Origin of the sequence: Bordetella genomosp. 4 (assembly GCF_002261185.1) — a bacterium.
Classification (GTDB): Bacteria; Pseudomonadota; Gammaproteobacteria; order Burkholderiales; family Burkholderiaceae_B; genus Bordetella_A.
On sequence record NZ_NEVQ01000003.1, the window covers coordinates 232757 to 254192 of the forward strand.

Genomic DNA, 21436 nt, shown 5'->3' on the forward strand with positions numbered 1-21436 from the left:
CCTTCTCCTGTTCTGAGCTGCTATCGGGCGCGCAGGCTGACGCCGCTGCCGTAGCCGTCCGAGACCGGAACGTGGCCATCCTGGGCGCCAAACCCCGAAAATGGGTCGTCCAGCAAATGTTCGGATTCGGCGATCTCGGCGCCGCCCTCTATGGACTGCAGACCAGCGGCCAGATGGGCCGCCTGAGCCGATGCCAGACGAGGCCCAAAAATGGCGCCGAGCCGGCATTGAACGCCTGCCGCTTCGCACAGCCGTGCGGCAGTCAGCGTGTTGCGCAGGCCGCCCATATAAGGCACCTTCAAGTTGTACGAGTGCGCAGCCCCCATGGCGATGAGTTCGACCAAACCACGCAGCGAGCCGATGGCTTCATCGGCTTCGATACGCATCACGCCACTTTGCGTGATACGCCGCAGGCCATCGCGGTCTGCGGCGGGCACAGGCTGTTCCATGAGCGTGACCTGTTGTTCGGACAAGGCACGGCAGACCTCGATTGCGGTGTCGGCGTCGTAAGCCTGATTGGCATCAACAGTGAGGAGCAGATCGGTCCCTACGGCTGCACGTACGGCACGTACGCGAGAAATGTCGGTGTCAGCTTCGCCATTGAGCTTGAGCTTCAGGCCGCGAAACCCCTGGCTTTGCAATCGCAGGGCTTCGGTGGCCATGAGCTCGGGCGACTTGATAGGAATCAGTCTGGTAGCGGGAATGCGGTGACGGACCGTACCTCCCAATAGCGCATGCAACGGCACCCTCAGACAACGTGCGGCCAGTTCCAATGCGGCGGAAGTGATGCCTGACTGAATGCAAGGCAGGCCATGGCAGGGTTCTGCCAGCACCGCGTGCATCTGTTGTTGGTCCAGCGGGCGATGTCCTACGACGAGCGGCAATGCCGCTTTGAGCGCGTTCTCCGTGCGGGCCACGTCCGGATTCGCTATCGGCGTGGTAAGGACATGTCCCCAGCCTTGTTCGCCTGAGCGGGCAGTGAGCGTGACGATCCAACCCTGGATCTGCGGGATGCCGCCTCGGGAGAATCTCCAGGTGGGATCTTCCTGGCGTTGCAGGTATGGCGTGCAAGTGGCTGATTCAATGATCATCGATTCGCCGGGGGCGTGGTCGGGGGCATTCATGGTGGCGCTCCTGGGGCCATTAGGGTGGCGATAAATTTCGTTTTGTTGTTCTTTTGTAAAGTTGAATTTATCCACTAATTAGTTTCATATGTCAACCAATAGTGATTTTTTCATTGGTCATGGATGGTGAAAAAAATCATGATGTTTTTTTTGATTTGTTCTTGTTGTGGATTTGAAAGTAGTTTAAATTGTCAACTAGTTTGGTTTGGCGAAATTTTCATGGCTACCCGCATTACGAATTTGTTAGGCATCAAGTACCCCATCGTGCAGGCGGGGATGAGTTGGGCGTCGTCGAATGTCGAACTGCCTGCCGCAGTGTCCAATGCCGGCGCACTGGGGGTGTTGGCCGCGGGGCCAATGCGCGTAGACGATTTCAGCCGCACTTTGGATGCTCTGGCAGGGGCAACCGATAAACCCTATGCCGTCAATATCCCGCTGTATCGACCGCAGGCCGCCGAGTTGCTGGACGCCATGGCTGCGCGTCAGGTGCCCGTAGTCATTGCTTCTCAGGGCGGTCCGAAAGCGCATTTGCCGCGATTCCGGGAATACGGCGCGGTGTGGATTCAAGTGGTCTCGACGCTTGAACATGCCAAAAAGGCGGCCGATGCCGGCGTCGATGCCTTGGTCGTCGTAGGCGGCGAGGCCGGCGGGCATCCTCCGGCCAATGAGGTCAGTACGCTCGTCACTGTGCGTCGGGTCCTGCAAGAAGTCTCCGTTCCCGTGATCGCGGGTGGAGGCGTTGCCGACGGTTGGGGCATCGCAGCGTTGCTTGCATTAGGGGCGGATGCCGTGCAGTTGGGGACGCGGTTTCTACTCACGCAAGAGGCTGGCGTACACGAACGCTACAAGGCGGCCGTACTGGCAGCCGACGTGCATGACACGGCGCTGATCGGACGCAGAGGCCTGCCCGTCAGAGGAATACGCAACGCCTTTGCGCAAGCGATATTTGACGCCGAACGCGAACAGATGCCTCAAGAGCACTACGACGCGCTATTCAAAAAAGGCACGCTCAAGCAGGCGGCCCTGGATGGCGATATCGAATGGGGAAAGGTCGAGCTCGGACAGTCGGCCGGCCTCATTTCCAGTATTCGGCCGGCCGCCGAGGTGGTCAAGCAATTGGTTGACGAGCTCAGGCAGGCCAGTGCCCGGCTGCACGAGATGGATCTGAGAGGCTGACCGCATGTCAGGCCTTTCTTGTTGATAACGAGAGATACCAAACCATGATGGAACACCTGCTCATCGAAGACCGCGGTGCGGTTCGCATTTTGACGATGAATCGTCCGGAAAAACATAACGCCTTGAATACGGCATTGACGCAGACGCTGCTGGACAGCCTGCGCGCGGCAGATAGCAACCCCGCCGTCAACGCGGTGGTGCTGACTGGTGCAGGGAAATCGTTCTGCGCCGGCGCCGACACGACCGAGTTTTCGGCACTGACACCAGAAGACCCTCAGGCCGTGACCGCGCGAGCGGATTTGACTACGGCATTGCATCTCGTTTTCTCGCAGATGAACAAACCCGTCATTTCGGCGGTGCGCGGCAATGCATTGGGTGGCGGCGCAGGCCTCGCCATTGCCTGCGATCTTTCGGTTATGTCCGAGACTGTGCGATTCGGTTATCCAGAACTGAAGCACGGCATCGTGGCTGCCGTAGTGATGGCGAATCTGGTCCGGCAGGTTGGGCGTAAACAGGCTTTCGAACTGGTGGCTTTAGCCGAGCCGCTGGATGGCCATGCTGCCAAAGCGATGGGACTATGCAATCGTGTTGTGCCTGATGCACAGGTGCTCGATGTGGCTTTGGCGTTGGCCAGCACGGTCGCCGGCTGGAGTCCGGTCGCCATGGCAACGACCAAGCGGAGCTTTCATCGGGTTGCCGATCTGGCTCTGGCTCCCGCGTTAGAGGTCGGGCGCGACGCCAATGTGATGATGCGGGGCTTTCGCAAGGCCAAAGGAGCGTGAAATGAGGCCGCTCGAAGGAATCACCATTCTGGATCTATCGCGCGTACTGGCATGTCCATTCGCGTCGATGATACTCGCGGAATTGGGTGCTGAGGTCATCAAGGTCGAGCAGCCAAAGACTGGAGACGAAACTCGGTCGTTCGAGCCCATGGTGCAGGGCGATGCGGCAGCGGTGTCGGCCTACTATCTCGCTTTTAATCGCAGCAAGCGTTCTATCACCGTCAATCTGCGATCGCCTCAGGGGCAGGACATCGTGCGTCAGCTCGCGGCGCAAGCGGACGTAGTGCTGGAGAACTTCCCCGTTGGAACCTTGGGCAAGTATGGCCTGGACTATGCGGCGCTGCGTGCAGTCAACGAACGACTGGTCTATGTCAGTTGCACAGGCTTTGGCATGACGGGGCCCTATGCCAATCGCAAAGGCTACGACACGGTATTTCAAGCAATGGCAGGCATCATGAGCCTGACAGGCGAGCGCGGTGGCGGTCCGGTCAAGCCCGGCTTGCCTGTGGCGGATTTGAGCTCCGGACTCTGGGTGACGATTGCTGTGCTGGCCGGGCTGACAGGACGCGACAAGACGGGCAAAGGCAGTCATGTAGATTTTTCGATGTTCGATGGCCAAGTGGGCTTGTTGTCGCTCGCTGCCGCACGCTGGTTCGCCCTCGGAGAGGTCCCTGAGCGTCTCGGCACGGAACATCCAGGGCGCATCCCGTCTGCGGCATTTGTTTGCGGCGATGGAAAATGGGTGCAGATCACCGGCAGCGATCAACATTGGGCGCCCTTGTGCAATTTGCTGGGACTGGAAGACTGGGCCAGCGATGCCGAGCTCGCAAAAAATGCCGGCCGCCTGGCGCGCCGCGAAGAGGTGATGGCAGGCTTGCAAGCGGCGATCAGTCGGCTGGATCGGGATGAGTTATGCCGCCGTTGCGACGCAGTAGGTGTGCCGGCTGGCCCTATTTTGCAGGTCGACGAAGTGCTCAGCAACGAACATGTCGCTGCGCGCGGCATGGTGGTGGAGTATCCGCATCCGCAAATCGGCCGTTTTCATGGCCTGAAAATCCCGTTCCGCTTTGACGGGTTCGATGATCCCAGCGTCACGCGCCCGCCCATGCTGGGCGAACACACGCACGATATCCTGCACGAAAAGCTGTCGCTCAGCGATGCGGAGATTCAACGCTTGCACGCCGAGGGGGCGATCTGAGCTTTTCCGGAGATGAAGGAGACAATCATGAGAAAAACTATTCGCTTGTTGAGAAATGCATTATTGCTGTTGTCCGCGGGTATGGTGACGTCGGCCGCCGTGGCGCAAGATAATTACCCATCCCGGCCTATTACCCTGGTCAATCCGTATGCGGTAGGCGGTCCGGCAGATTTGCTGGGCCGCGCACTGGCGAAGGAATTGGGCGATGTCCTCGGTCAATCCATCATCGTTGAAAACAAAGCCGGCGGCGGGGCTTCGATTGGCGCCGCCTATGTCGCCAAGGCCGCACCCGATGGCTACACCTTGCTGTTGGGGACAGCCGCCGCCCACACGGTGACGCCGCTGGCCACTCATGTGCCTTATGACGGTGTCGCGGATTTCGAGTTCATCGGCATGGTGGCCAATGTGCCGAATGTGCTGACGGTGCATCCGTCGGTGTCTGCTAAAACCGTGCAGGAATTCATTGCCCTGGCCAAGGCCGAACCAGGGAAGATCAGTTATGGTTCGGCGGGGATGGGCAGTTCACCGCACATAGGCGGTGAAATGTTCAAGAAGGCCGCTGGCGTCGATCTGATGCACGTGCCCTACAAGGGTGCTGCGCCGGCCGCCAATGATATGGTGGCTGGCGTCGTGCAAGCCGGGTTCCTGAATGTCTCTGCCGTATTGCCATTGATCAAATCCGGCCGTTTGCGTGCATTGGCGTATGGCGGTAGCAAGCGCCTGGCGGATTTGCCCGATGTGCCGATTTTTGCGCAGGCCGGGCTGCCTGATCTGGAAATGGGCAGCTGGTATTCGCTGGCAGTGCCTGCCAAGACGCCGGCAGCGGTGGTGGACAAGCTCGCAGCCGCCCTGCAGACGGTACAGGCCAAGCCCGAGTTTCAAAAGACGCTGGCCGTCCAGAATGCCGAAACCATGCCTCAGCTAAAGGCGCAGGCAACCGAATACATCCGCGCGGATGGGCAACGGCTGGCCGAGCTCGTGCGTGCCACAGGCATGAAATTGCAGAACTGAGATCCAAGGTGGCTTTGACTATGCAGACTTATCCGGAATTCACCACATTACGTTTGGCAGTTACCGAAGGCGTAGCCACGCTGTGGCTGGCGCGCCCAGATAGCCGCAACGCTTTGAATGTCGCGATGTGCCAGGAGTTGACGGCCGCGTGCGAAGCGCTCGAAAACGACGACGAGGTGCGGGTCGTCGTCATCCGTGGCGAAGGCGTCGCATTCTGCGCCGGAGCCGATCTCAAGGAACGCCAGGGCATGAGTCCTGCCGAGATGGTGGCGCGGCGCGTCAATGGCTTTACCGCCTATGCTGCGATCGAGGCAGTGTCCAAACCCGTCATCGCGGCGGTGCATGGCCCGGCGTTCGGGTCGGGTTGCGAGATTGCGGCAGCGTGTGATTTTGTGCTGGCCAGCCCTGCCGCCGTTTTCAAGTATCCCGAAGTGGGCTGGGGAACGGTGGGTGCGACGCAGCGTTTGCCGCGCATTGTGGGACGGCGCATGGCAAAGGAACTCTTGTTCACTGGCCGGCTCGTCGACGCCAGCGAGGCGGCACAACTGGGTCTGGTCAATCATGTGTTTGATGCAGAGACATTTGATATGCGGGTGACGGAGATGGCCACGCAGATTGCCGCCGCAAATCCGTTGACGGTAAAGCTGACCAAACGCAGCATCGATAACGGTCTGGAGACTACGCGCGAGGGAGCGATGGCGATCGAGCTGTTGGCGATTCAGGAAAATCTGCGCCATAGCGATTGGAAAAAAGCCATCGAAAATTTTGGCAAGAAAGGTTGAAGACGATGCGATTGCTGGATGAGGCAGGGATTCCTGTACCCACTACGCTGCCGCAGGTGCTGCGAGAGACGGTGACCAGCCGGGGCGATCATGAGGCTTATGTGGGACCGGGCGAGCGTCATGCCTGGTCGGCCCTTGCGGCCGACAGCCGCCGTATCGCAAAGTCGCTGTACGCTGCCGGGATTAAAAAAGGCGATCATGTCGGGCTGATGCTGGGCAACTCCGGCGGCTGGATCGCGGCGTTTTTTGCTTGCGCCTCCATTGGGGCAGTGACTGTTCCCGTCAATACGCGCTTCAAGGCCGAAGAACTCTTGTTTTGCCTGCAGCAATCGAACGTCAAGCTGCTGATCTATGCAGACAGTTTCTTGGGGATCGATTTCACAGGGTTGCTGCGCCAGGTCGAGCCCGCGATCGACGGGCAGTTGCCGGGCACGGTGCTGCCTGCGCTGGCTTATGTGGTCACCGTAGGTGATGCGGGCGTTCCTGCTGGCACTGTGTCTTACGACGCGTTCTTATCGGCAGGCGGGAAAATTTCCGACGAGGAAATCGAACTGGTGATGGCTCGCGTTGTGCCCGACGATGTGCTGCTGATTCAGTACACCTCCGGTACGACGTCATTTCCCAAAGGCGTCATGTTGACCCATGCGAACATGCTCGGCGATGCAGCGAGCGTTGCCAGGCGCATGGGCGTATGCGCGGATGACCGCTATTTCAGCATTCGTCCTTTTTTCCATGTGGCCGGCAGTACTTTGTCTGTGCTTGTATCGCTGGTGTCGGGGTGTTGTCTGCTAAGCATGCCAAAGTTCGACGTAGCCGAGGCTTTGCGCGTGCTGGAGACAGAGCGTTGTACGTTGACATCGGGCAATGACACGATTTTCTTGATGCTGATGGGCCACGAAGATTTCGATCCGGCTCGCTTGCATCTGACCGGCGGGTGGGCCGCCGCGGGCCCAGAGGTCATGCAGAAAATCCGCGATGTGATGAACGTGCCGTTCGTCTGCAATGCCTATGGTCAGTCCGAGGCCTCGCCTAACGTGCTCATCAGCGACAAAGCCGACGATTTCGCATTGCGGCGCGATGGCTTCATGTGGCCTCACCCGGGTGTCGATGTACGCATTGCAGATGCAGAAACGGGTGCAGTGTTGGCGCCCGGTACCGGCCAAGGAGAAATCCAGGTTCGCGGCTGGAACGTGATGCGGGGCTACTACAACATGCCCTATGCGACTGCCAAGGCATTTACTGCCGATGGCTGGCTGCGTACCGGCGATTTGGGAGAGCAGCGCGCCGATGGGCGAATGCGCATGGTGGGCCGTCTGAAGGACATGTACCGTGTCGGCGGGGAAAATGTCGCACCGGCAGAAGTCGAGGAGGTTCTACATGCGCATCCTGCTGTCAGGCAGGCTCAGGTGATCGGTGTGCCGGATGCCAGACTTGGTGAGGTGACGGGCGCATTCATTTTGCTCAAGCCGGGGCAGCAGGCAACCAACGATGAATTGGTGGCATGGTGCAAGGCACGATGCGCAAATTTCAAGGTGCCTAGATATATTGCCCAGGTTGATACGTTTGAGCATATTGGCATGACGGGCAGCAGCAAGGTTCAGAAAAACAAGCTGCGCGAGCATGCCATCAAACTGTGGGATATTCGTTCGGATACGGTGGCGTCATGACGATGGATGCGTTTACGCTTGAAGACGACGGGCGCGATGTGGTGCTGTGCGAATGCTTTGCCCGTGACGGGCTGCAGCATGAACCGAATCACTTGGCAACCTCGACCAAGGTGGATTTGGTCGCTCGCTTTGCCGAACTGGGATTCGCCCGCGTCGAGGCGACGTCTTATTCCAATCCCAAGGTGATTCCGCAGTTTGCCGATGCGTCGGCCATGCTGCAGGCATTGCCGCGCAAACGCGGGGTCTTTTATAAAGCCACCTGCGCCAATATGCGAGCGGTTGAGCGTGCATTGGCCGACGCCGAGGCAGGTTTCGGTGCGAACGAGATCAGCTTGCTGGTATCTGCCACCGATACGCACTCGCAAAAAAACCTGGCGCGCAGCCGGGCTGACCAATGGAATAACGTTGCCGAGATGGCGGCAGCCGCCGCAGACCGTTTCCGTTTGATCGGCACGATCTCCATGGCTTTTGGCTGCCCATTCGAAGGGCGTGTCGATCCAGAGAGTGTGTTGGCCGATGTGGGGCGATTTCGAGACGCGGGCGTACGCTATATCGCGCTGGGCGATACCACGGGCACGGCCACACCGCGGACCACGGCAGACCTGTTTCGCCGCATGCGCAATGCTTATCCGGATGTGCATCCTATCGCGCATTTTCACGATACGCGCGGCACCGGCCTGGTCAATTATGTGGCGGCCCTGGATCAGGGTGTACGCCATTTTGACTGTGCCATTGGCGGTGTGGGCGGTCATCCGGTCAAGGTGAAATATGGCGGCGGACACACCGGTAATGTCGTTAGCGAAGACCTGATCGATCTTTTCGAAAACATGGGGGTGAAAACCGGTGTGAACATGGATGCCTTGCTGGAGACGGTGGAGGCTTGCGAAGCCGCGCTGGGAAGAGAGCTGCAAGGGCGTGTGGCACGCAGTGGGCTCAATCCGCTGCGCAATGCGTTGAACCACCGGGATTGATTGCGGCGGTCGGTGCTTCTTTCACTGTTGACCGGGATTTTTTATACTTGCGCCCATGCCTAATACCGACCTCCCCTCGCCCGAATCCGCGCCCACTGCCGCGAGTCACTTCAAGGAACTGGTCTCGTTTCGCCTGAATATGCTGGCCAACCACTGGAGCCGCCTGGCAGCCGAGTCGAACCAGCGTGATTTTGATCTCGATCCGCGAGAGTGGCGGATCCTGGGCATGCTGGGGGCTTACGCACCGATGTCGCTGCAGGGGCTGGCCAGAGAGGTCAATATCGACAAAAGCCTGGCGAGCCGGGCGGTGTCATTAATGATCGAGCGGGGGTTGCTGCGGCGTGGTTCGGATGAGAACGATGGCCGTGGTGTACAGCTAAGCCTGACGACGAAAGGCAAGAATCTGTATCGCAAGGTCTTTCCCAAGGCGGTGGAGCGCAATGAGGCTCTGTTGTCGGTATTGAGTCCGGAAGAGCGAGAGGTCTTTGAGCGTGCTCTGACTCGGCTCACGGAGCATGCGCAACAGACTTTGGCGTTGGATCGTGTCAAAACGTCCAGGCGTAAGAAGGAAGCTTGAATCTTCGACGTCCAATAGAACTCGACTCCTTCCTCAGCCGCCTCCCCCGACGCGGCAAAAAACAGAAAGCCCGCCTTGTGACCAACAGAGTTATTGAATACGACCTTAGTAAGTCACTCCCACCCGCGCCCAGACCGCACGTCCTGGTTCGTTAAAAGCAGTATTTCCCGAATATCCGAACGCCGCGTTGCCCGCGCGATTCAGATGTTCGCTGTACGTCTTGTTCAATAGATTGTCTATCCCGGCTGTGAGTTGAACATGCTTGTTCACGGCGTAGCCGCCATTGAGGGAAAGCACGCCAAATCCGCTGCTGGCGCTGAAGTCTTTACCGGCCGCGTTGCCGGTGTTCAACGCGTAGCGGTGTTGCGGAGCAACCAGACGCCACAAGACGCCCGCCGTCCACGTGCCATCGTCGTAGGTCGCCATCAGGCGTGCATCCAGCGGCGGAATTTGCGGCAGGGGGCGGCCATCGCTGGTGTTCTTGGCCCAGGCATAGGCCAAGGTCGCCGTCGTCGTCCAGGTGCGGGTGAGTGCATACCGGGTGCCGAATTCGCCACCGAAAATGCGCGCGTCGACGTTGGTGGCCTGTGTGCCGCCCATCATGCCTGCCGCCGGGTATTTCAAGAGGATGAAGTCGTGGATGTAGCCCGCATAGGCAGAGACCCACGCGCTGAACGCTTCAGTTTTGTACTGTGCGCCTATATCCAGCTGCGTGGTTTTCTCCGGCTTGACGCCCTGAAATGCGTTGACCGATCCTTGAGGGCCGCGGCTGGGGGGAAACATTTCCCAATAATCCGGAAAGCGCTCGACATGTCCAAGCCCGACGTACCACGTCGCGGGAGCCGCCGCCAGATCGTGCTCGTAACGCAGGAATCCGCTGGGCAGTGTGTCAGTGCGGCGTTCGCCCGCCGTGGGATCGGGCATACGCGTGACAGGGCGTTTCGTGCCGCGTAAATCGGTGGCCTGTGCCCAGTCCAGGCGCGCACCGCCAATGATCCGTTGTGTGTCTTCTGCGAGATGCCACGTCATTTCGCCGAACAGGCCAGTATTGGCAAAGGTGGCATTCGTGGTCCAAGACTCACGGCGATATGATGCCGTGTCTGTGCCGCGACGCACACGGTGTCGGCTGCGCTGGAAATCCAATCCCGTGACGAGGCTGGTGCGATCTGACAGGGTCCAGGTTCCAGCGACCCGGCCGCCCCAGGTGGTGCGATTGACGTTAGACGCAAGCCCCGAGGACATGGAGCTCATACGGTCAGGTGCACGTAGTGTGAAGTTGTCCATGACATGATTGGCGTCGTTGTAATACATCTGCGCTTGTATGGCGCTCAACGTATAGCCGAGGTTGTCTTTTTCGAAACGAAAGCCGAAGCTCTCTCGTTTGAACTGTGTCCCGTCCATGCCACGGCTGGCATAACGGGCCTCGCCATCGCCGGTGCCGGCCGTCAACTCGTAGCGCGTGTCGGCATCCGGAGTGAAGCCTAGCGTCAGCTCGGCACCCCATTTGTCCCAGCGCGAAGGAACGGTGTTGCCGTCGCCATCCTTGTAGTCTTGAGAGTGCGAGTGATTGGCCGTCACGCGAGCGTATGTCTTGTCGTTGCCCATGGTCAGGTCCGCGGCTTGATCGTTGCGGCCAAAGGAGCCGCCAACCAGGCTGCCATCGAAACGGACGCCCGTTTCGGCAAAGCGCGGCGTGTCCCTATCGAATTTGACAGTGCCAGCCGATGCGCCCGGCCCCCACTGCACGGTCTGAGGGCCCTTGATCACTGTCAATTGATCAAAGTTCGACGGCGAAATATAAGACGTGGGCGGGTCCATCCGGCCGCCGCACGCACCGGGCATGGAGGTGCCGTTGCTCAGGATATTCAGGCGCGAGCCAAAGAGTCCGCGCAATACCGGATCGCTATTGGTGCCGCCATTGCCAATCGCAGAAAACCCGGGGATGGTCTTCAGATAGTCGGTTCCATCGCTGGCTGGCAGAGGCTGCCGAGGCAGCTTGGGATCGGTGATAAAGATCAGCGGCGCGCTCGGTGACGTGCTGGTGATGACGATGGGGCCGGGTTGATAAACCGCGCCAGGCGCGTCATCAGCGTGAGTGACGGCGGGATGGATGCATATCAGTGCAGGGGCAAGGAGGCTCACGTGGAGCCAAGAGGGAGGATTTTGCATGAGGGCCGGCGTGGTGTGAACAGGGGCAGTGCTGACAGGTACCCCATCCGGCGGCAGCGGTGTCCAGAAACGGCATCTTTGTGCTCAAAATAGGACCGGGCGTCCTTCTTTGCTCGATTCGCCTGGCGGCCTGAGATCGCATGGAGTATGCTGCGGGCCTTACAAAAACCCATGCCTTGGAGACAACGCCATGTTTCAATCACCATCGCATTCACTTGTTTCGACGGTGCGCCGCACACTGGTGCTCGGGGCTGCCGCTGTCGTGACCGGGCTGGCCTGCATCGCGCCGGCGAGTGCGCAAAACACCGATTTCCCCACCAAACCCCTGCGCTTTATCGTGCCTTATCCGCCTGGCGGGCCGCTGGATTCTTCCGCGCGTTTGCTCGCCGAGAAAGTCCGCGCCTCGCTGGGCCAGCCCGTCATCGTGGAAAACCGCGCTGGCGCGGGCGGTAACATCGGCGCCGATCTGGTGGCCAAGGCTGCGCCAGACGGCTATACCCTGGTCATGGGCGCCGTGGCGACGCACGCCATCAATCCCTGGCTGTTCGCCAATTTGCCGTACGACCCCATCAAGGATTTCGCGCCAGTCACCATCGTGGCGGCGGTGCCGAATGTCCTGGTAATGAACGTCGATTTCGCCAAGGCCAACCACATCAATACGCTGGCCGACCTGATCGATTACGCCAAGAAAAACCCTGACCGTTTGAACTACGGTTCAGGCGGCAACGGCAGCGCCGGCCATCTGGCAGGAGAGTTGCTCAAGGCACGCGCCGGCGTCCAGGCCGTGCATGTACCCTATCAAGGGGCGTCCCCCGCTCAACTGGCGCTGCTGGCCGGGCAGTCGGACTTCATGTTCGACAATCTGGCTGCCTCGGCCCCCATGATCAAGGACGGCAAAGTCAAAGCCCTGGCCGTTACGACCCTGCAGCGTTCTTCACTGTTGCCTGACGTGCCTACGATGGACGAGGCTGGCGTCAAAGGCTTTGACCTGGGTACCTGGTTCGGTATCTTTACCACCGGCGGCACGCCGCCCGATGTGGTGGCAAAGCTGAATAAAGCCTACGCAGACGCCATGCGCCAACCCGATATCCGCGAACGTCTGCTCGCCATGGGTTCCGAGGCACAGCCTATGACGGCCGAGGCGTTTGCGGAGTTCGTGAAAAAAGAAAAGGCCAAGTACCAGGAAATCGTCAAACTTTCGGGTGCCAGCCTGAATTAAAGACTACGCCCGGGCATTCAGTTGCCTGGGCGTGCCCAGCCTTTGGCGTGTTCCACGGCCTGGCGCCAACGCGCCAGCCGTGCAGTGCGCTGATCCGCGCTCCACTGCGGTTCAAAGCGGTGTTCAGCTTCCCATTGGCTGGCAAATTCGTCCAGTCCCGACCAGAAACCGACGGCCAATCCTGCCAGCCCGGCTGCGCCGCGTGCGGTGGACTCCGACACGCGCGGCCTGACGACAGCGACCCCCAGCAGATCGGCTTGCATCTGCATTAATAGATCGTTGCGCGCCGCACCGCCGTCCACGCGGAGTTCCGACAATTCAATGTTGCTGTCGGCCTTCATGCAGGTCATCAGCTCGGCGCTTTGCAGTGCGATGGCTTCCAGCGTGGCTCGCGCGACGTGAGCGTGTGTCGTGCCGCGAGTCAGCCCGACTAGCGTGCCGCGCGCATAAGGATCCCAGTCCGGTGCCCCCAAGCCTGCAAAGGCGGGGACCAGAAACACATCGTCCGTGTCGGCTACGCTGGCTGCCAAGGCCTCGATCTGGTCGGAGCGTTGAATGATCTTCAGCCCGTCCCGCAGCCATTGCACGGCGGCACCCGCCATGAAGACTCCACCTTCCAGCATATACGTGGGTGTCCCGGCGGAAGACGTGGCGTCATTCGATCTGTGCTTGTCGGCAGGCAACCCCCAGCCTATCGTCGATAGCAGGTTGTTGTGCGACACGACCGGTTTATCGCCGACATTCATCAGCATGAAACATCCGGTGCCATAGGTATTTTTGGCCATGCCTGGCTTGAAACACGCCTGGCCAAAGGTCGCAGCCTGTTGATCGCCTGCGACGCCGGCAATGGGAATGGGGCCGCCAAACCAGTCAGGCAGCGCCTGACCGATCACGGCGCTGCTGGGTGCGATCGATGGCAGGACGCTGCGTGGAATGTCGAGCAAGGCCAGGATCTCGTCGCTCCAGTCTTGCGTATGAATGTCGAATAACAGGGTGCGCGAGGCATTGCTGGGATCTGTGCTGTGCACAGCGCCGCCGGTCAGATGCCAGATCAGCCAGCTGTCTATCGTGCCAAAAGCGACTTCGCCCCGTTGCGCGGCTTTGCGTGCGCCGGGGACGTTATCCAGCAACCATGCCAGCTTGGTGCCGGAAAAATATGCATCCAGCACCAGCCCGGTGCGTTCCTGCAGCAGCTTGTCATGACCCTGCGCGCGCAGTTCATCGCACAAGGGGGCCGTACGGCGGTCTTGCCAGACCAGCGCATGCGCCAACGGTTGACCGGTGGCACGGTCCCAGATCAATGTGGTTTCACGCTGATTGGTGATGCCGATCGCCGCAATGTCGGCCGCGGTGGCGCCGGCATTGCGCAGCGCGATACGGGCGACGTCCAACTGGCTTTGCCAGATTTCGTTGGCATCGTGTTCCACCCAACCCGGCTGCGGGTAGTGCTGTCGGAATTCGCGCTGGCCCAGGCCTCGGGCCGTGCCTTGGCGGTCGAACACGATGGCACGTGAGCTGGTGGTGCCCTGGTCCAAGGCCAGGATGAACGATTTGGTCATATTGCTCGGGCCCTAGGAAATGCGTTGTCTCGTGGAATGCTGTTTTTGGCTTGCCTATATCCGCAAGTATGACCGACGTCGCGAACGAGGGGTAGTCAGCTCCCGCGGCCGTAGCCGGGCCCTGGCTGGCGGGCTACGCCTGCCGCAGTTGCGCGCCGGCTGTTTTCGACAAGCGCTGAAACGAGAACGTGGCGGCCGAACACAGGACGCCGATGACCACAAAGGCCACCATGACGTCGCTGATCGCGACTCGGTCGGCGCCGCGGGCTGCGATGCTGAGATTCAGCGTGACAGCCGCGACGCCGACGCCCAGGCTGATGCCCAGTTGTTGCGCCATCGCCGCGAAACTGCTGGCGCGGCTCATGCGTTCGGGCGACATGTCGGCATAGGTCAAGGTGTTGACGGCGGTGAACTGCAGCGACCGGAAAAATCCGCCCGCAAGCAAAATCGCGATCATCAACCAGACGGGCGTCGTGGGCGTAAAGGCGGCGCAAGCAATGATGAACACCCCGGTCAACACGGCATTGATCGTCAGCACACGGCGAAAACCGAAATGTTGCACGATAGGGGTAGCGACGAACTTCATCAGCAGGGCGCCTGCCGCGCTGGCAAAGGTAACCAGGCCGGCGGCAAAGGGAGTCATGTTGAAACCGACCTGCAACTGGACAGCCAACAAAAATGGCATCGCGCCTACGGCGAACCGGCAAAGATTGCCGCCCAGCACCGAAATCGCAAAGGTCGGCTCACGCATCAGCGTCAGGTCCAGAATGGGGTGCTCGGCGCGTTTGGCATGTTGCACATACAGCCACCCGCAGATCAGCCCGACAGCGGCCAGGCCGATGACGGCGGCCGGCGGAATCAGGCTATGCCCCAATGCCTCAAAAGCGCTGACCAGGGTGGCCAGGCAGACGGCGCTCAGCAGAAAGCCCGGCCAATCCAGCCCCGGCACCGAGGCCTCGCGAATTTCGGGGACATAGCGCCGAACCAACATGATCCCGATCGCGCCGATAGGGATATTGATCAGGAAAATCCAGTGCCACGACATGTAAGTGACCATAAACCCCCCCAGCGGCGGCCCGATGACAGGCCCGAGCAAGGCGGGGATGGACAGGAACGACATGGCTTTGAGCAGGTCTTGCTTGGGCACCACGCGCAGCAAAATGATACGGCCGACCGGCACCATCATCGCCCCGGCAATCCCCTGGGCAATCCGGGCCAGCACCAGGTGGATCAGATTCTGCGACAGCGCGCAGGCTACCGAACTGAGGGTGAACAGGGCGATAGCCGCCATGAACACGCGCCGGGCGCCATAACGGTCGGCGGCCCAGCCGCTGACAGGGACAAAGACCGCCACCGCCAGCAGATAGGAGGTGATCGCCACGTTCAGCCGTACTGCCGTCGATCCCAGCGCCTGAGCCATCGCCGGCAGCGCGGTCGCCACCACGGTGGAGTCGAGCATCTGCATGAACAGCGCGCATCCCACGATAAAGGGGATCATTCGGGCTGCGCGAGTGGTGTCCTGGGCAGAATCGGGTGGCGAGGCAGTACTGGCGGATTCGGAGGGCATGTCGGCGAGAGGTTCGGGGGCCTGTCGATTGTAACGCCGAGTTTTGGCCGGGCTGAAGTAAACTTGGGTTATCCGTAACCTGTTGACGCTGGTGTCATGGCCAAGAACTACGAATCCGAAATCACTCTCTTCCTCAAGGACTACAAGGCATCGCACCCCGATGTCGAGCAGCGCCAGCTCGAAGGGCGTGCCCGTCTCTGGGACAAGCCGCAGGATCCCGAGCTTCTCGAAGGCTTTCGCGCCGCTCGCGTGCCGCAAAAGCCTTACGTGTACCAAGCCGACTGATCTCAGTCGGCGACGCTCGTAACGCGCTCGAATGCCCTCCAAACCGCCGGTTTCCGGCGATGCAATGGCCGCTCTGGTGGAACCCCCGGTAGACAGCACGCCTGATGTCGTCGATACCGTCGCGTTCGCACGTCTGTACGGCGAGCCGCTGTTTCAGCTGCCCACCGATCTGTACATTCCGCCGGATGCGCTGGAGGTCTTCCTCGAGACTTTCGAGGGTCCGCTTGACCTGCTGCTGTATCTGATCCGCAAGCAGAACTTCAACGTGCTCGACATCCCGATGGCGGATGTCACGCGTCAGTATCTGTCTTATGTCGACCAGATCCGCGTGCACAACCTCGAGTTGGCGGCCGAATATCTGCTGATGGCGGCCATGCTGATCGAGATCAAGTCGCGCATGCTGCTGCCGGTCAAAAAGACCGACACCGGCGAAGAGCCCGAGGATCCGCGAGCCGAACTGGTACGCCGCCTGCTCGAATACGAGCAGATGAAACTGGCCGCCCAGAAGCTCGATGCCATGCCTCAATTGGGCCGGGATTTCAAAAGCGCTCAGGCCGTGGCGGACATCAGTTTCGAACGCATGCAGCCCGAGGTCAATCTCGATGATCTGCGTGCGGCATGGGCCGATATTCTCAAGCGCGCCAAGCTCAATCAACACCATCACATCACTCGCGAACAGCTCTCGGTGCGCGATCATATGACGCACATTCTGCGCCGTCTGAACGACGTGCGGTTCATGGAATTCGGCGAACTGTTCATGGAGCGCATCCTCGAAGGCGCGCCCGTCGCCGTGGTGGTGGTGCACTTTATCGCCATGCTGGAACTGGCGCGCGAATCGCTTCTGGATATCACTCAGGCCGAGCCCTATGCGCCCATATACGTGCGCCTGGCCTATACCAGCGTTGCCGCCGCCGCGTGAGCGCGCGGCGGGTCCTCGTTTTCGGAGAATCTTTTGAAAGTCGTTCACACGATTCAGGAATTGCGTGACCATTTGCGCGGGCAGAACCGCGTGTCGTTCGTGCCCACCATGGGCAATTTGCACGAGGGTCACCTGGCCCTGATGAAACTGGCGCGCCAGCACGGCGATCCGGTGGTGGCCAGTATTTTCGTGAATCGTCTGCAGTTCGGCCCTAACGAGGACTTTGATCGATATCCTCGCACGCTGCGCGATGACATCGAGAAACTCGAACGCGAGCGTGACGTCTATGTGCTGTTCGCGCCCGACGAGCGCGAGATGTATCCCGAGCCGCAAAGCTATCGTGTGCAGCCGCCCGATGATCTGGGCGATATTCTCGAGGGGGAGTTCCGCCCCGGATTTTTTGGCGGTGTCAGCACAGTCGTGCTGAAGCTGCTGTCCTGCGTGCAGCCGCGCGTGGCCGTATTTGGCAAAAAAGACTATCAACAATTGATGATCGTGCGTCAGATGTGCCGGCAATTCCAGTTGCCTGTGGACATCGTGGCGCATGAGACGGTTCGTGCTCAGGACGGTCTGGCCTTGTCCTCGCGCAACCGCTACTTGTCGGCCGAGGATCGTGCCGAGGCGCCCGCACTGTACGCTGCTCTGCAAAGCATCAAACAACGAGTCGCTGCCGGTGAGCATGATTTGTCCGTGGTCGAACATGAGGCGATGCAGGCCTTGGCCGGGCGCGGCTGGCAGGTGGATTACCTGGCCGTACGCCGCCAGCGCGATCTGCAACGTCCCGAGCTCGCCGAGATTGCGGCAGGCGAACCTCTGGTAGCGTTGGCTGCTGCCAAATTGGGCGCGACGCGTTTAATCGACAACCTGGAACTGTAAGTCCGAGGCGGCCGCCGTCGCGCGCATGGTATGCCCCGGCCGCTCCCGGTTTGCCGTTCATCCTGAGGACCTGGCGCGCCGCTTGGGTATGCTCAGACAGTGTGAGCATTTTGTCCCGCCTGTCAGGACTGACAGTTGTTGGGACTGCGTATGCCCTGGCAGACTCTCTTGCAATATTGCGATGCACAAGAGAGCTACCGATGTCGAATTCCGCTGCGCTGCCCATTACTGCGGCTCGTTTATTGACTCCTCGCGAATGCGAGGTCGCGTCATATCTGGCGACGGGGCGGCCTAACAAGGTCGTCGCGATTGAATTGGGTATTTCATTGCGTACGGCAGAGGCGCACCGGGCACGCATTTTCCGCAAACTAGGCGTGCGCAACACGGTGGAGCTGGCATGCAGCCTGTGCCGTCATGGCGGCTGTCGCAGATGACTGCAGGCTTGCCGTGCTGATTGCGCGGTGCCTGGCGATTGCAAACCCGCAGCGGCGGCGAGTTGATCGCCCGACCGCTCGTGGATCACTGTACCGTGGCGGCCGGCGCGGCGACGGTACTCACCGCAGACGTTGCCAGCATGCCGGATTCGTTTGCCGCCATACCGATAAATGGTCCGCCGCCAGCCTCGGGCAGGGCGCCAATGGCCGTCGCTGTTGCCCAAACGCCCTCACGGTTGCGCGCCATCACCTGGTACGACTGTACGCGCCCGGCGCTGCGGGCCACGACATACAGAGTTCCGTGTAGCGAGCGCATGGCCGGCAGCGAGGCGGCTTTGGCTTCCAGTTGAATGGCCTGTCCATCGTCAATCAGCCAGAGCGGTCCATCCTGGCGTTCCAGCACGGCGACGAGGACTTCACCGTCGTGGTCCAGGCCGATAGCGGGTTTGCCCACGTAGCTCACGCCCAGATCGGTGATGGCGGCCCGGCGTACCTCTGCAACATCCGCCTTATTGGCGGCCTGGGGCGCAGGCTGAATGATGCGCACGAGGTGACGACTATCCCGGTCGCGCAAGTACAACTCTATCTGCCCTTGGCTATTGCGTATTGCGGCCAATCCGCCGTCGCTGACAGGCGAGGGCACGCGTTGCCAGGGGCTCCAGCTCAAGGCTGGCTCGGGGCGTTGGGCGCTCATGTACACATGGCCCGCTCGATCGGCCGCGAAGGCAACGAAATGGTTGTCGGGCGTTTTGGCAATAGCGGCGTTGCCGCGCGCGTGAGGCAAGGCAGGCAGCGCCTGCCACGCGGACCATCCGCTATCCAGGCCTTTGAGGGCCGTCCAGTAATACAGGCCATCGTTGCCCATGGCGATAGCGGCCGCGTCGCCATTGGGCGCAACAGCGGGAGAACGGGTCACTCGCAGGCCCGCCATGGCCTGCCAGCCTTTCCAGGATCCGTCGCGGTTTTGTTTGTTGACCCACAGCCCGCCCAAGGTATCGCGAGCAAAGAGGCCTGCCGTTGCATCGGGATAAGCAAAGGACACGAGCGGCCCGGCAGTGCGTCCGCCCAGGGTATTCCATCGATGGTTGCGGCCATCCCACATATTGACGGCGTCGTTGTTTTCGCCTGCCGCAAATAACATCAGGCCTCCTTGGGAGTCTGAAAACAGGTCGGGCGCCACGTCGTGGCGCGACACATAGTACGAGCGTTTCACCCACGCCGCCGCGGGGCCGGCCGGCTCCTGGCATCCCTGCTGTCCCGAGCAGTAGTGGTAATCGTCCCAGGCATAGCGCCGGAAGATCTCGGATTTGATGGTGGCTTCGGCGTCGGCCAGATTGGCCTCGTGTTCCTGGCTGGGATAGTCGATATAGCCCGTTTCCGCATAGTTGCCGGGGGCTTGGGCAATCGCCTCGCGGACTAGCCTGGCGCTGGCAATGTGATCAGGATGCCCATGGCCCGCGCAACGCCAGCACAGTTGGGTATAGGGCACGGCAATGGTGTCGTCCAGATGGCGCACCGTGGTCGGGTTGTATCCGGTGATGATATTGGCCAACGTGCGCACCAGTTCATCGCGCGTGTAGACGTCGTGATAGGGGCCCAGCGTGTCCGCAGTCATATTGGCGACGGACTCCATACGGCTCAACGGCGTCAGGCTGCCCCAGCCTTTGCCCAGCCAGGGGTCTTTCAGGCGCATGTGCCACAGCTGCACATGCGGGTTGCCTTGCAGGGTAAAGCGCGCAATATGATAAGTGCCGACTTGCACCGTGTCTTCTTTCCATAGGTCGGGCTGCTTGGCCATGTAGGCATAGGCGGCGCGCACGCCGCGCTCGCGGCCCAGCATATAGCCTTCGCCTTCCCCGGCATCGCTCGCGGTCAGATATACCACTTGCACACAGGCTCCCGCCTGAATGTTCGACGCAATATCGGGGTTCATGAACAGCAAGTCGTCGTCCAGATGAGCGACAAACGTCAGGTCTTTAACGCCGTGACATTCGCTCAACGAGGGCGGGGCGGGCGAGATGAGTTCGGGGGCGGCATACGCCTGGGAAAAGATCGCAAACCCGGCCAGCCATGGCAACACGAGGCGCATGGCGCGAGCAGCGCTGACGAGGATGGAATGCATGAAGGAGTCGGCAGCCGATAACTCGATGCCGAAGGGGCAGGCATCGCATGCCGCGCCCTCCAGTCACACGATGCCAGCGGCACAGGGAGAGGGTGCGCGGCGAGTGTAGCCGGTTGCCCGCCGTTGCGCTATCGGGTGTTGCTATGAGACAGCAGGTCTAGGGATATCCCTGCTGTCAGGGGCCTGATGCCGGGATGTCAGGGGCACTTGGGCGCGGGCTGTTGCGACAATTCGTCGATGGGGTCCAGGTCGGGCTGGCGCGTCAAGCTGTAGTTCAGGTTGGGGGTGACGCCCAATACCGATCTGACACGCAGCACGTTATTGGCCGCGACGACGAATTCCACGCGCTGATTACCGGAAGCATCCGCCAGGAACACTCTAGGCGGCCGTTCGGAGGTCACATCCCAGCAGCCTTGTTCGGTCGAGGGCGTGGCTTGGTTGCCGGCGTTGTCCAGATAGGCCGAACGGCTGCGCCAGCGGCCGTTGGGGGCCAAGGTCAGTGTGACGCGCTGGGCGGCGCATTGCGCCGATGGCGACATGCACGGCAGCGTGCCCATATAGGTCTGAGCCTGAGGCACGAGCGCATGAGCCGCAGCCGAGGTACTGCCCGCGGCGGTGGCGGCGGCTTCCGCCTGAGCGTCGGCGACGGCGGCTTGCTGAGCTGCTTGCTCCGGGGTCGGAGCGGGCTTGCGAGGCTGGCCCGGAGGCGTGGCTTTCAGCTCGATCTGCAGTTGCGAGGGGGCCTGAACCAGAGGCAGGTAGCCGGCTCCTTGCCCTTGGTATTGCGCATCTGTGACAGTGCTCTCTCGGGGTGGGTTGTAGTATCCCTCTGAGCGTTGCTGCGCGCAGCCGGCAGCCATCGTGGCACCCGCCAGGACGGTCGCGATCAGAATCAGGGAATTTCGGCGAAACGGAACAGGCGCGGAATCGGACATGGCAGATGCAGCATGAATAGTGAGTATGTCCCGAATTCTACGCATTTATGTGCGCCTCCGATA

At 60.7% G+C, this 21436-nt stretch carries 19 protein-coding genes; 13 read left to right on the forward strand and 6 right to left on the reverse strand.

Translation table 11 applies throughout. From position 1 onward, the window contains the following. Window positions 1-20: 20 nt before the first annotated feature. Complete coding sequence (locus CAL20_RS03555; RefSeq protein ID WP_094837193.1) at window positions 21-1124, reverse strand: mandelate racemase/muconate lactonizing enzyme family protein; 1104 nt, start codon at window positions 1122-1124, stop codon at window positions 21-23. 219 nt (window positions 1125-1343) lie between these two features. Here CAL20_RS03555 and CAL20_RS03560 point away from each other — a divergent pair, with 219 nt between their 5' ends. Genes CAL20_RS03560 through CAL20_RS03595 form a run of 8 tightly spaced genes read left to right on the forward strand, consistent with a single transcriptional unit; the run spans window position 1344 to window position 9288 of the window. After that, window positions 1344-2300, forward strand: a complete 957-nt coding sequence (locus CAL20_RS03560) for an NAD(P)H-dependent flavin oxidoreductase (RefSeq protein WP_094837194.1) — start codon at window positions 1344-1346, stop codon at window positions 2298-2300. 44 nt (window positions 2301-2344) lie between these two features. Beyond that, window positions 2345-3082, forward strand: coding sequence for an enoyl-CoA hydratase/isomerase family protein (locus tag CAL20_RS03565; RefSeq protein WP_254923888.1), 738 nt, complete (start codon window positions 2345-2347; stop codon window positions 3080-3082). A gap of 1 nt (window position 3083) precedes the next feature. Beyond that, the gene (locus CAL20_RS03570) at window positions 3084-4280 is read left to right on the forward strand and encodes a CaiB/BaiF CoA transferase family protein (RefSeq protein ID WP_094837195.1); all 1197 of its coding nucleotides are present in this window, start codon (window positions 3084-3086) and stop codon (window positions 4278-4280) included. Window positions 4281-4307: 27 nt separating this feature from the next. Next, the gene (locus CAL20_RS03575) at window positions 4308-5291 is read left to right on the forward strand and encodes a Bug family tripartite tricarboxylate transporter substrate binding protein (protein ID WP_094837196.1); all 984 of its coding nucleotides are present in this window, start codon (window positions 4308-4310) and stop codon (window positions 5289-5291) included. An 8-nt stretch (window positions 5292-5299) separates the two neighbouring features. Further along, on the forward strand, window positions 5300-6073 hold the full coding sequence (locus CAL20_RS03580) for an enoyl-CoA hydratase/isomerase family protein (RefSeq protein ID WP_256981333.1): 774 nt from the start codon (window positions 5300-5302) through the stop codon (window positions 6071-6073). 5 nt (window positions 6074-6078) lie between these two features. Next, entirely contained in the window at window positions 6079-7740 is a 1662-nt protein-coding gene (locus CAL20_RS03585) for an AMP-binding protein (RefSeq protein WP_094837307.1), read from the forward strand. Beyond that, window positions 7737-8711 (forward strand): hydroxymethylglutaryl-CoA lyase, encoded by a 975-nt coding sequence (locus tag CAL20_RS03590; RefSeq protein ID WP_254923890.1) that lies wholly within the window; start codon window positions 7737-7739, stop codon window positions 8709-8711. The genes CAL20_RS03585 and CAL20_RS03590 overlap by 4 nt, the downstream gene beginning before the upstream one ends. A 55-nt stretch (window positions 8712-8766) precedes the next feature. After that, window positions 8767-9288 carry a MarR family winged helix-turn-helix transcriptional regulator gene (locus CAL20_RS03595; RefSeq protein ID WP_094837198.1) on the forward strand — a complete coding sequence of 174 codons (522 nt, stop codon included), beginning with the start codon at window positions 8767-8769 and terminating at the stop codon, window positions 9286-9288. A 105-nt stretch (window positions 9289-9393) separates the two neighbouring features. Here CAL20_RS03595 and CAL20_RS03600 read toward each other — a convergent pair whose 3' ends face one another. Beyond that, a complete protein-coding gene (locus CAL20_RS03600; protein ID WP_094837199.1) occupies window positions 9394-11457 on the reverse strand; it encodes a TonB-dependent copper receptor in 2064 nt (687 codons plus the stop codon). A 190-nt stretch (window positions 11458-11647) separates the two neighbouring features. On the opposite strand from CAL20_RS03600, the gene CAL20_RS03605 reads away from it, so the two are divergent. After that, window positions 11648-12676, forward strand: coding sequence for a Bug family tripartite tricarboxylate transporter substrate binding protein (locus CAL20_RS03605; RefSeq protein WP_094837200.1), 1029 nt, complete (start codon window positions 11648-11650; stop codon window positions 12674-12676). A 17-nt stretch (window positions 12677-12693) separates the two neighbouring features. On the opposite strand, the gene glpK is transcribed toward CAL20_RS03605, so the two are convergent. Together glpK and CAL20_RS03615 are read right to left on the reverse strand one after the other, a co-directional pair. Then, on the reverse strand, window positions 12694-14235 hold the full coding sequence (gene glpK, locus CAL20_RS03610; RefSeq protein ID WP_094819716.1) for a glycerol kinase GlpK: 1542 nt from the start codon (window positions 14233-14235) through the stop codon (window positions 12694-12696). Between the two features lie 133 nt (window positions 14236-14368). Further along, the gene (locus tag CAL20_RS03615) at window positions 14369-15733 is read right to left on the reverse strand and encodes a DHA2 family efflux MFS transporter permease subunit (protein WP_373558271.1); all 1365 of its coding nucleotides are present in this window, start codon (window positions 15731-15733) and stop codon (window positions 14369-14371) included. A gap of 165 nt (window positions 15734-15898) precedes the next feature. Here CAL20_RS03615 and CAL20_RS03620 point away from each other — a divergent pair, with 165 nt between their 5' ends. The 4 genes from CAL20_RS03620 (at window position 15899) to CAL20_RS03635 (ending at window position 18316) form a co-directional block, all read left to right on the forward strand. After that, window positions 15899-16087, forward strand: a complete 189-nt coding sequence (locus CAL20_RS03620) for a DUF3460 family protein (RefSeq protein ID WP_094819718.1) — start codon at window positions 15899-15901, stop codon at window positions 16085-16087. A 31-nt stretch (window positions 16088-16118) separates the two neighbouring features. Next, window positions 16119-17006, forward strand: coding sequence for a segregation and condensation protein A (locus CAL20_RS03625; RefSeq protein ID WP_094819719.1), 888 nt, complete (start codon window positions 16119-16121; stop codon window positions 17004-17006). A gap of 33 nt (window positions 17007-17039) precedes the next feature. Continuing rightward, window positions 17040-17882 carry a pantoate--beta-alanine ligase gene (gene panC, locus CAL20_RS03630; protein ID WP_094819720.1) on the forward strand — a complete coding sequence of 281 codons (843 nt, stop codon included), beginning with the start codon at window positions 17040-17042 and terminating at the stop codon, window positions 17880-17882. Between the two features lie 200 nt (window positions 17883-18082). Next, window positions 18083-18316: a LuxR C-terminal-related transcriptional regulator gene (locus tag CAL20_RS03635; RefSeq protein WP_094819721.1), complete on the forward strand. Its 234-nt coding sequence runs from the start codon at window positions 18083-18085 to the stop codon at window positions 18314-18316. Window positions 18317-18401: 85 nt separating this feature from the next. On the opposite strand, the gene CAL20_RS03640 is transcribed toward CAL20_RS03635, so the two are convergent. Together CAL20_RS03640 and CAL20_RS03645 are read right to left on the reverse strand one after the other, a co-directional pair. After that, complete coding sequence (locus CAL20_RS03640; protein WP_094837202.1) at window positions 18402-20438, reverse strand: PIG-L family deacetylase; 2037 nt, start codon at window positions 20436-20438, stop codon at window positions 18402-18404. Window positions 20439-20635: 197 nt separating this feature from the next. Continuing rightward, a complete protein-coding gene (locus CAL20_RS03645) occupies window positions 20636-21373 on the reverse strand; it encodes a copper resistance protein NlpE N-terminal domain-containing protein (protein ID WP_094819723.1) in 738 nt (245 codons plus the stop codon). Window positions 21374-21436 lie beyond the last annotated feature (63 nt).

Bases quoted from the DNA above. Each gene is read 5' to 3' on its own strand.
- CAL20_RS03555 (WP_094837193.1), bottom strand. From the start codon at position 1,124: ATGAATGCCCCCGACCACGCCCCCGGCGAATCGATGATCATTGAATCA.
- CAL20_RS03560 (WP_094837194.1), top strand. From the start codon at position 1,344: ATGGCTACCCGCATTACGAATTTGTTAGGCATCAAGTACCCCATCGTG.
- CAL20_RS03565 (WP_254923888.1), top strand. From the start codon at position 2,345: ATGATGGAACACCTGCTCATCGAAGACCGCGGTGCGGTTCGCATTTTG.
- CAL20_RS03570 (WP_094837195.1), top strand. From the start codon at position 3,084: ATGAGGCCGCTCGAAGGAATCACCATTCTGGATCTATCGCGCGTACTG.
- CAL20_RS03575 (WP_094837196.1), top strand. From the start codon at position 4,308: ATGAGAAAAACTATTCGCTTGTTGAGAAATGCATTATTGCTGTTGTCC.
- CAL20_RS03585 (WP_094837307.1), top strand. From the start codon at position 6,079: ATGCGATTGCTGGATGAGGCAGGGATTCCTGTACCCACTACGCTGCCG.
- CAL20_RS03590 (WP_254923890.1), top strand. From the start codon at position 7,737: ATGACGATGGATGCGTTTACGCTTGAAGACGACGGGCGCGATGTGGTG.
- CAL20_RS03595 (WP_094837198.1), top strand. From the start codon at position 8,767: ATGCCTAATACCGACCTCCCCTCGCCCGAATCCGCGCCCACTGCCGCG.
- CAL20_RS03600 (WP_094837199.1), bottom strand. From the start codon at position 11,457: ATGCAAAATCCTCCCTCTTGGCTCCACGTGAGCCTCCTTGCCCCTGCA.
- CAL20_RS03605 (WP_094837200.1), top strand. From the start codon at position 11,648: ATGTTTCAATCACCATCGCATTCACTTGTTTCGACGGTGCGCCGCACA.
- glpK (WP_094819716.1), bottom strand. From the start codon at position 14,235: ATGACCAAATCGTTCATCCTGGCCTTGGACCAGGGCACCACCAGCTCA.
- CAL20_RS03615 (WP_373558271.1), bottom strand. From the start codon at position 15,733: ATGATCCCCTTTATCGTGGGATGCGCGCTGTTCATGCAGATGCTCGAC.
- CAL20_RS03620 (WP_094819718.1), top strand. From the start codon at position 15,899: ATGGCCAAGAACTACGAATCCGAAATCACTCTCTTCCTCAAGGACTAC.
- CAL20_RS03625 (WP_094819719.1), top strand. From the start codon at position 16,119: ATGCCCTCCAAACCGCCGGTTTCCGGCGATGCAATGGCCGCTCTGGTG.
- CAL20_RS03635 (WP_094819721.1), top strand. From the start codon at position 18,083: ATGTCGAATTCCGCTGCGCTGCCCATTACTGCGGCTCGTTTATTGACT.
- CAL20_RS03640 (WP_094837202.1), bottom strand. From the start codon at position 20,438: ATGCATTCCATCCTCGTCAGCGCTGCTCGCGCCATGCGCCTCGTGTTG.
- CAL20_RS03645 (WP_094819723.1), bottom strand. From the start codon at position 21,373: ATGTCCGATTCCGCGCCTGTTCCGTTTCGCCGAAATTCCCTGATTCTG.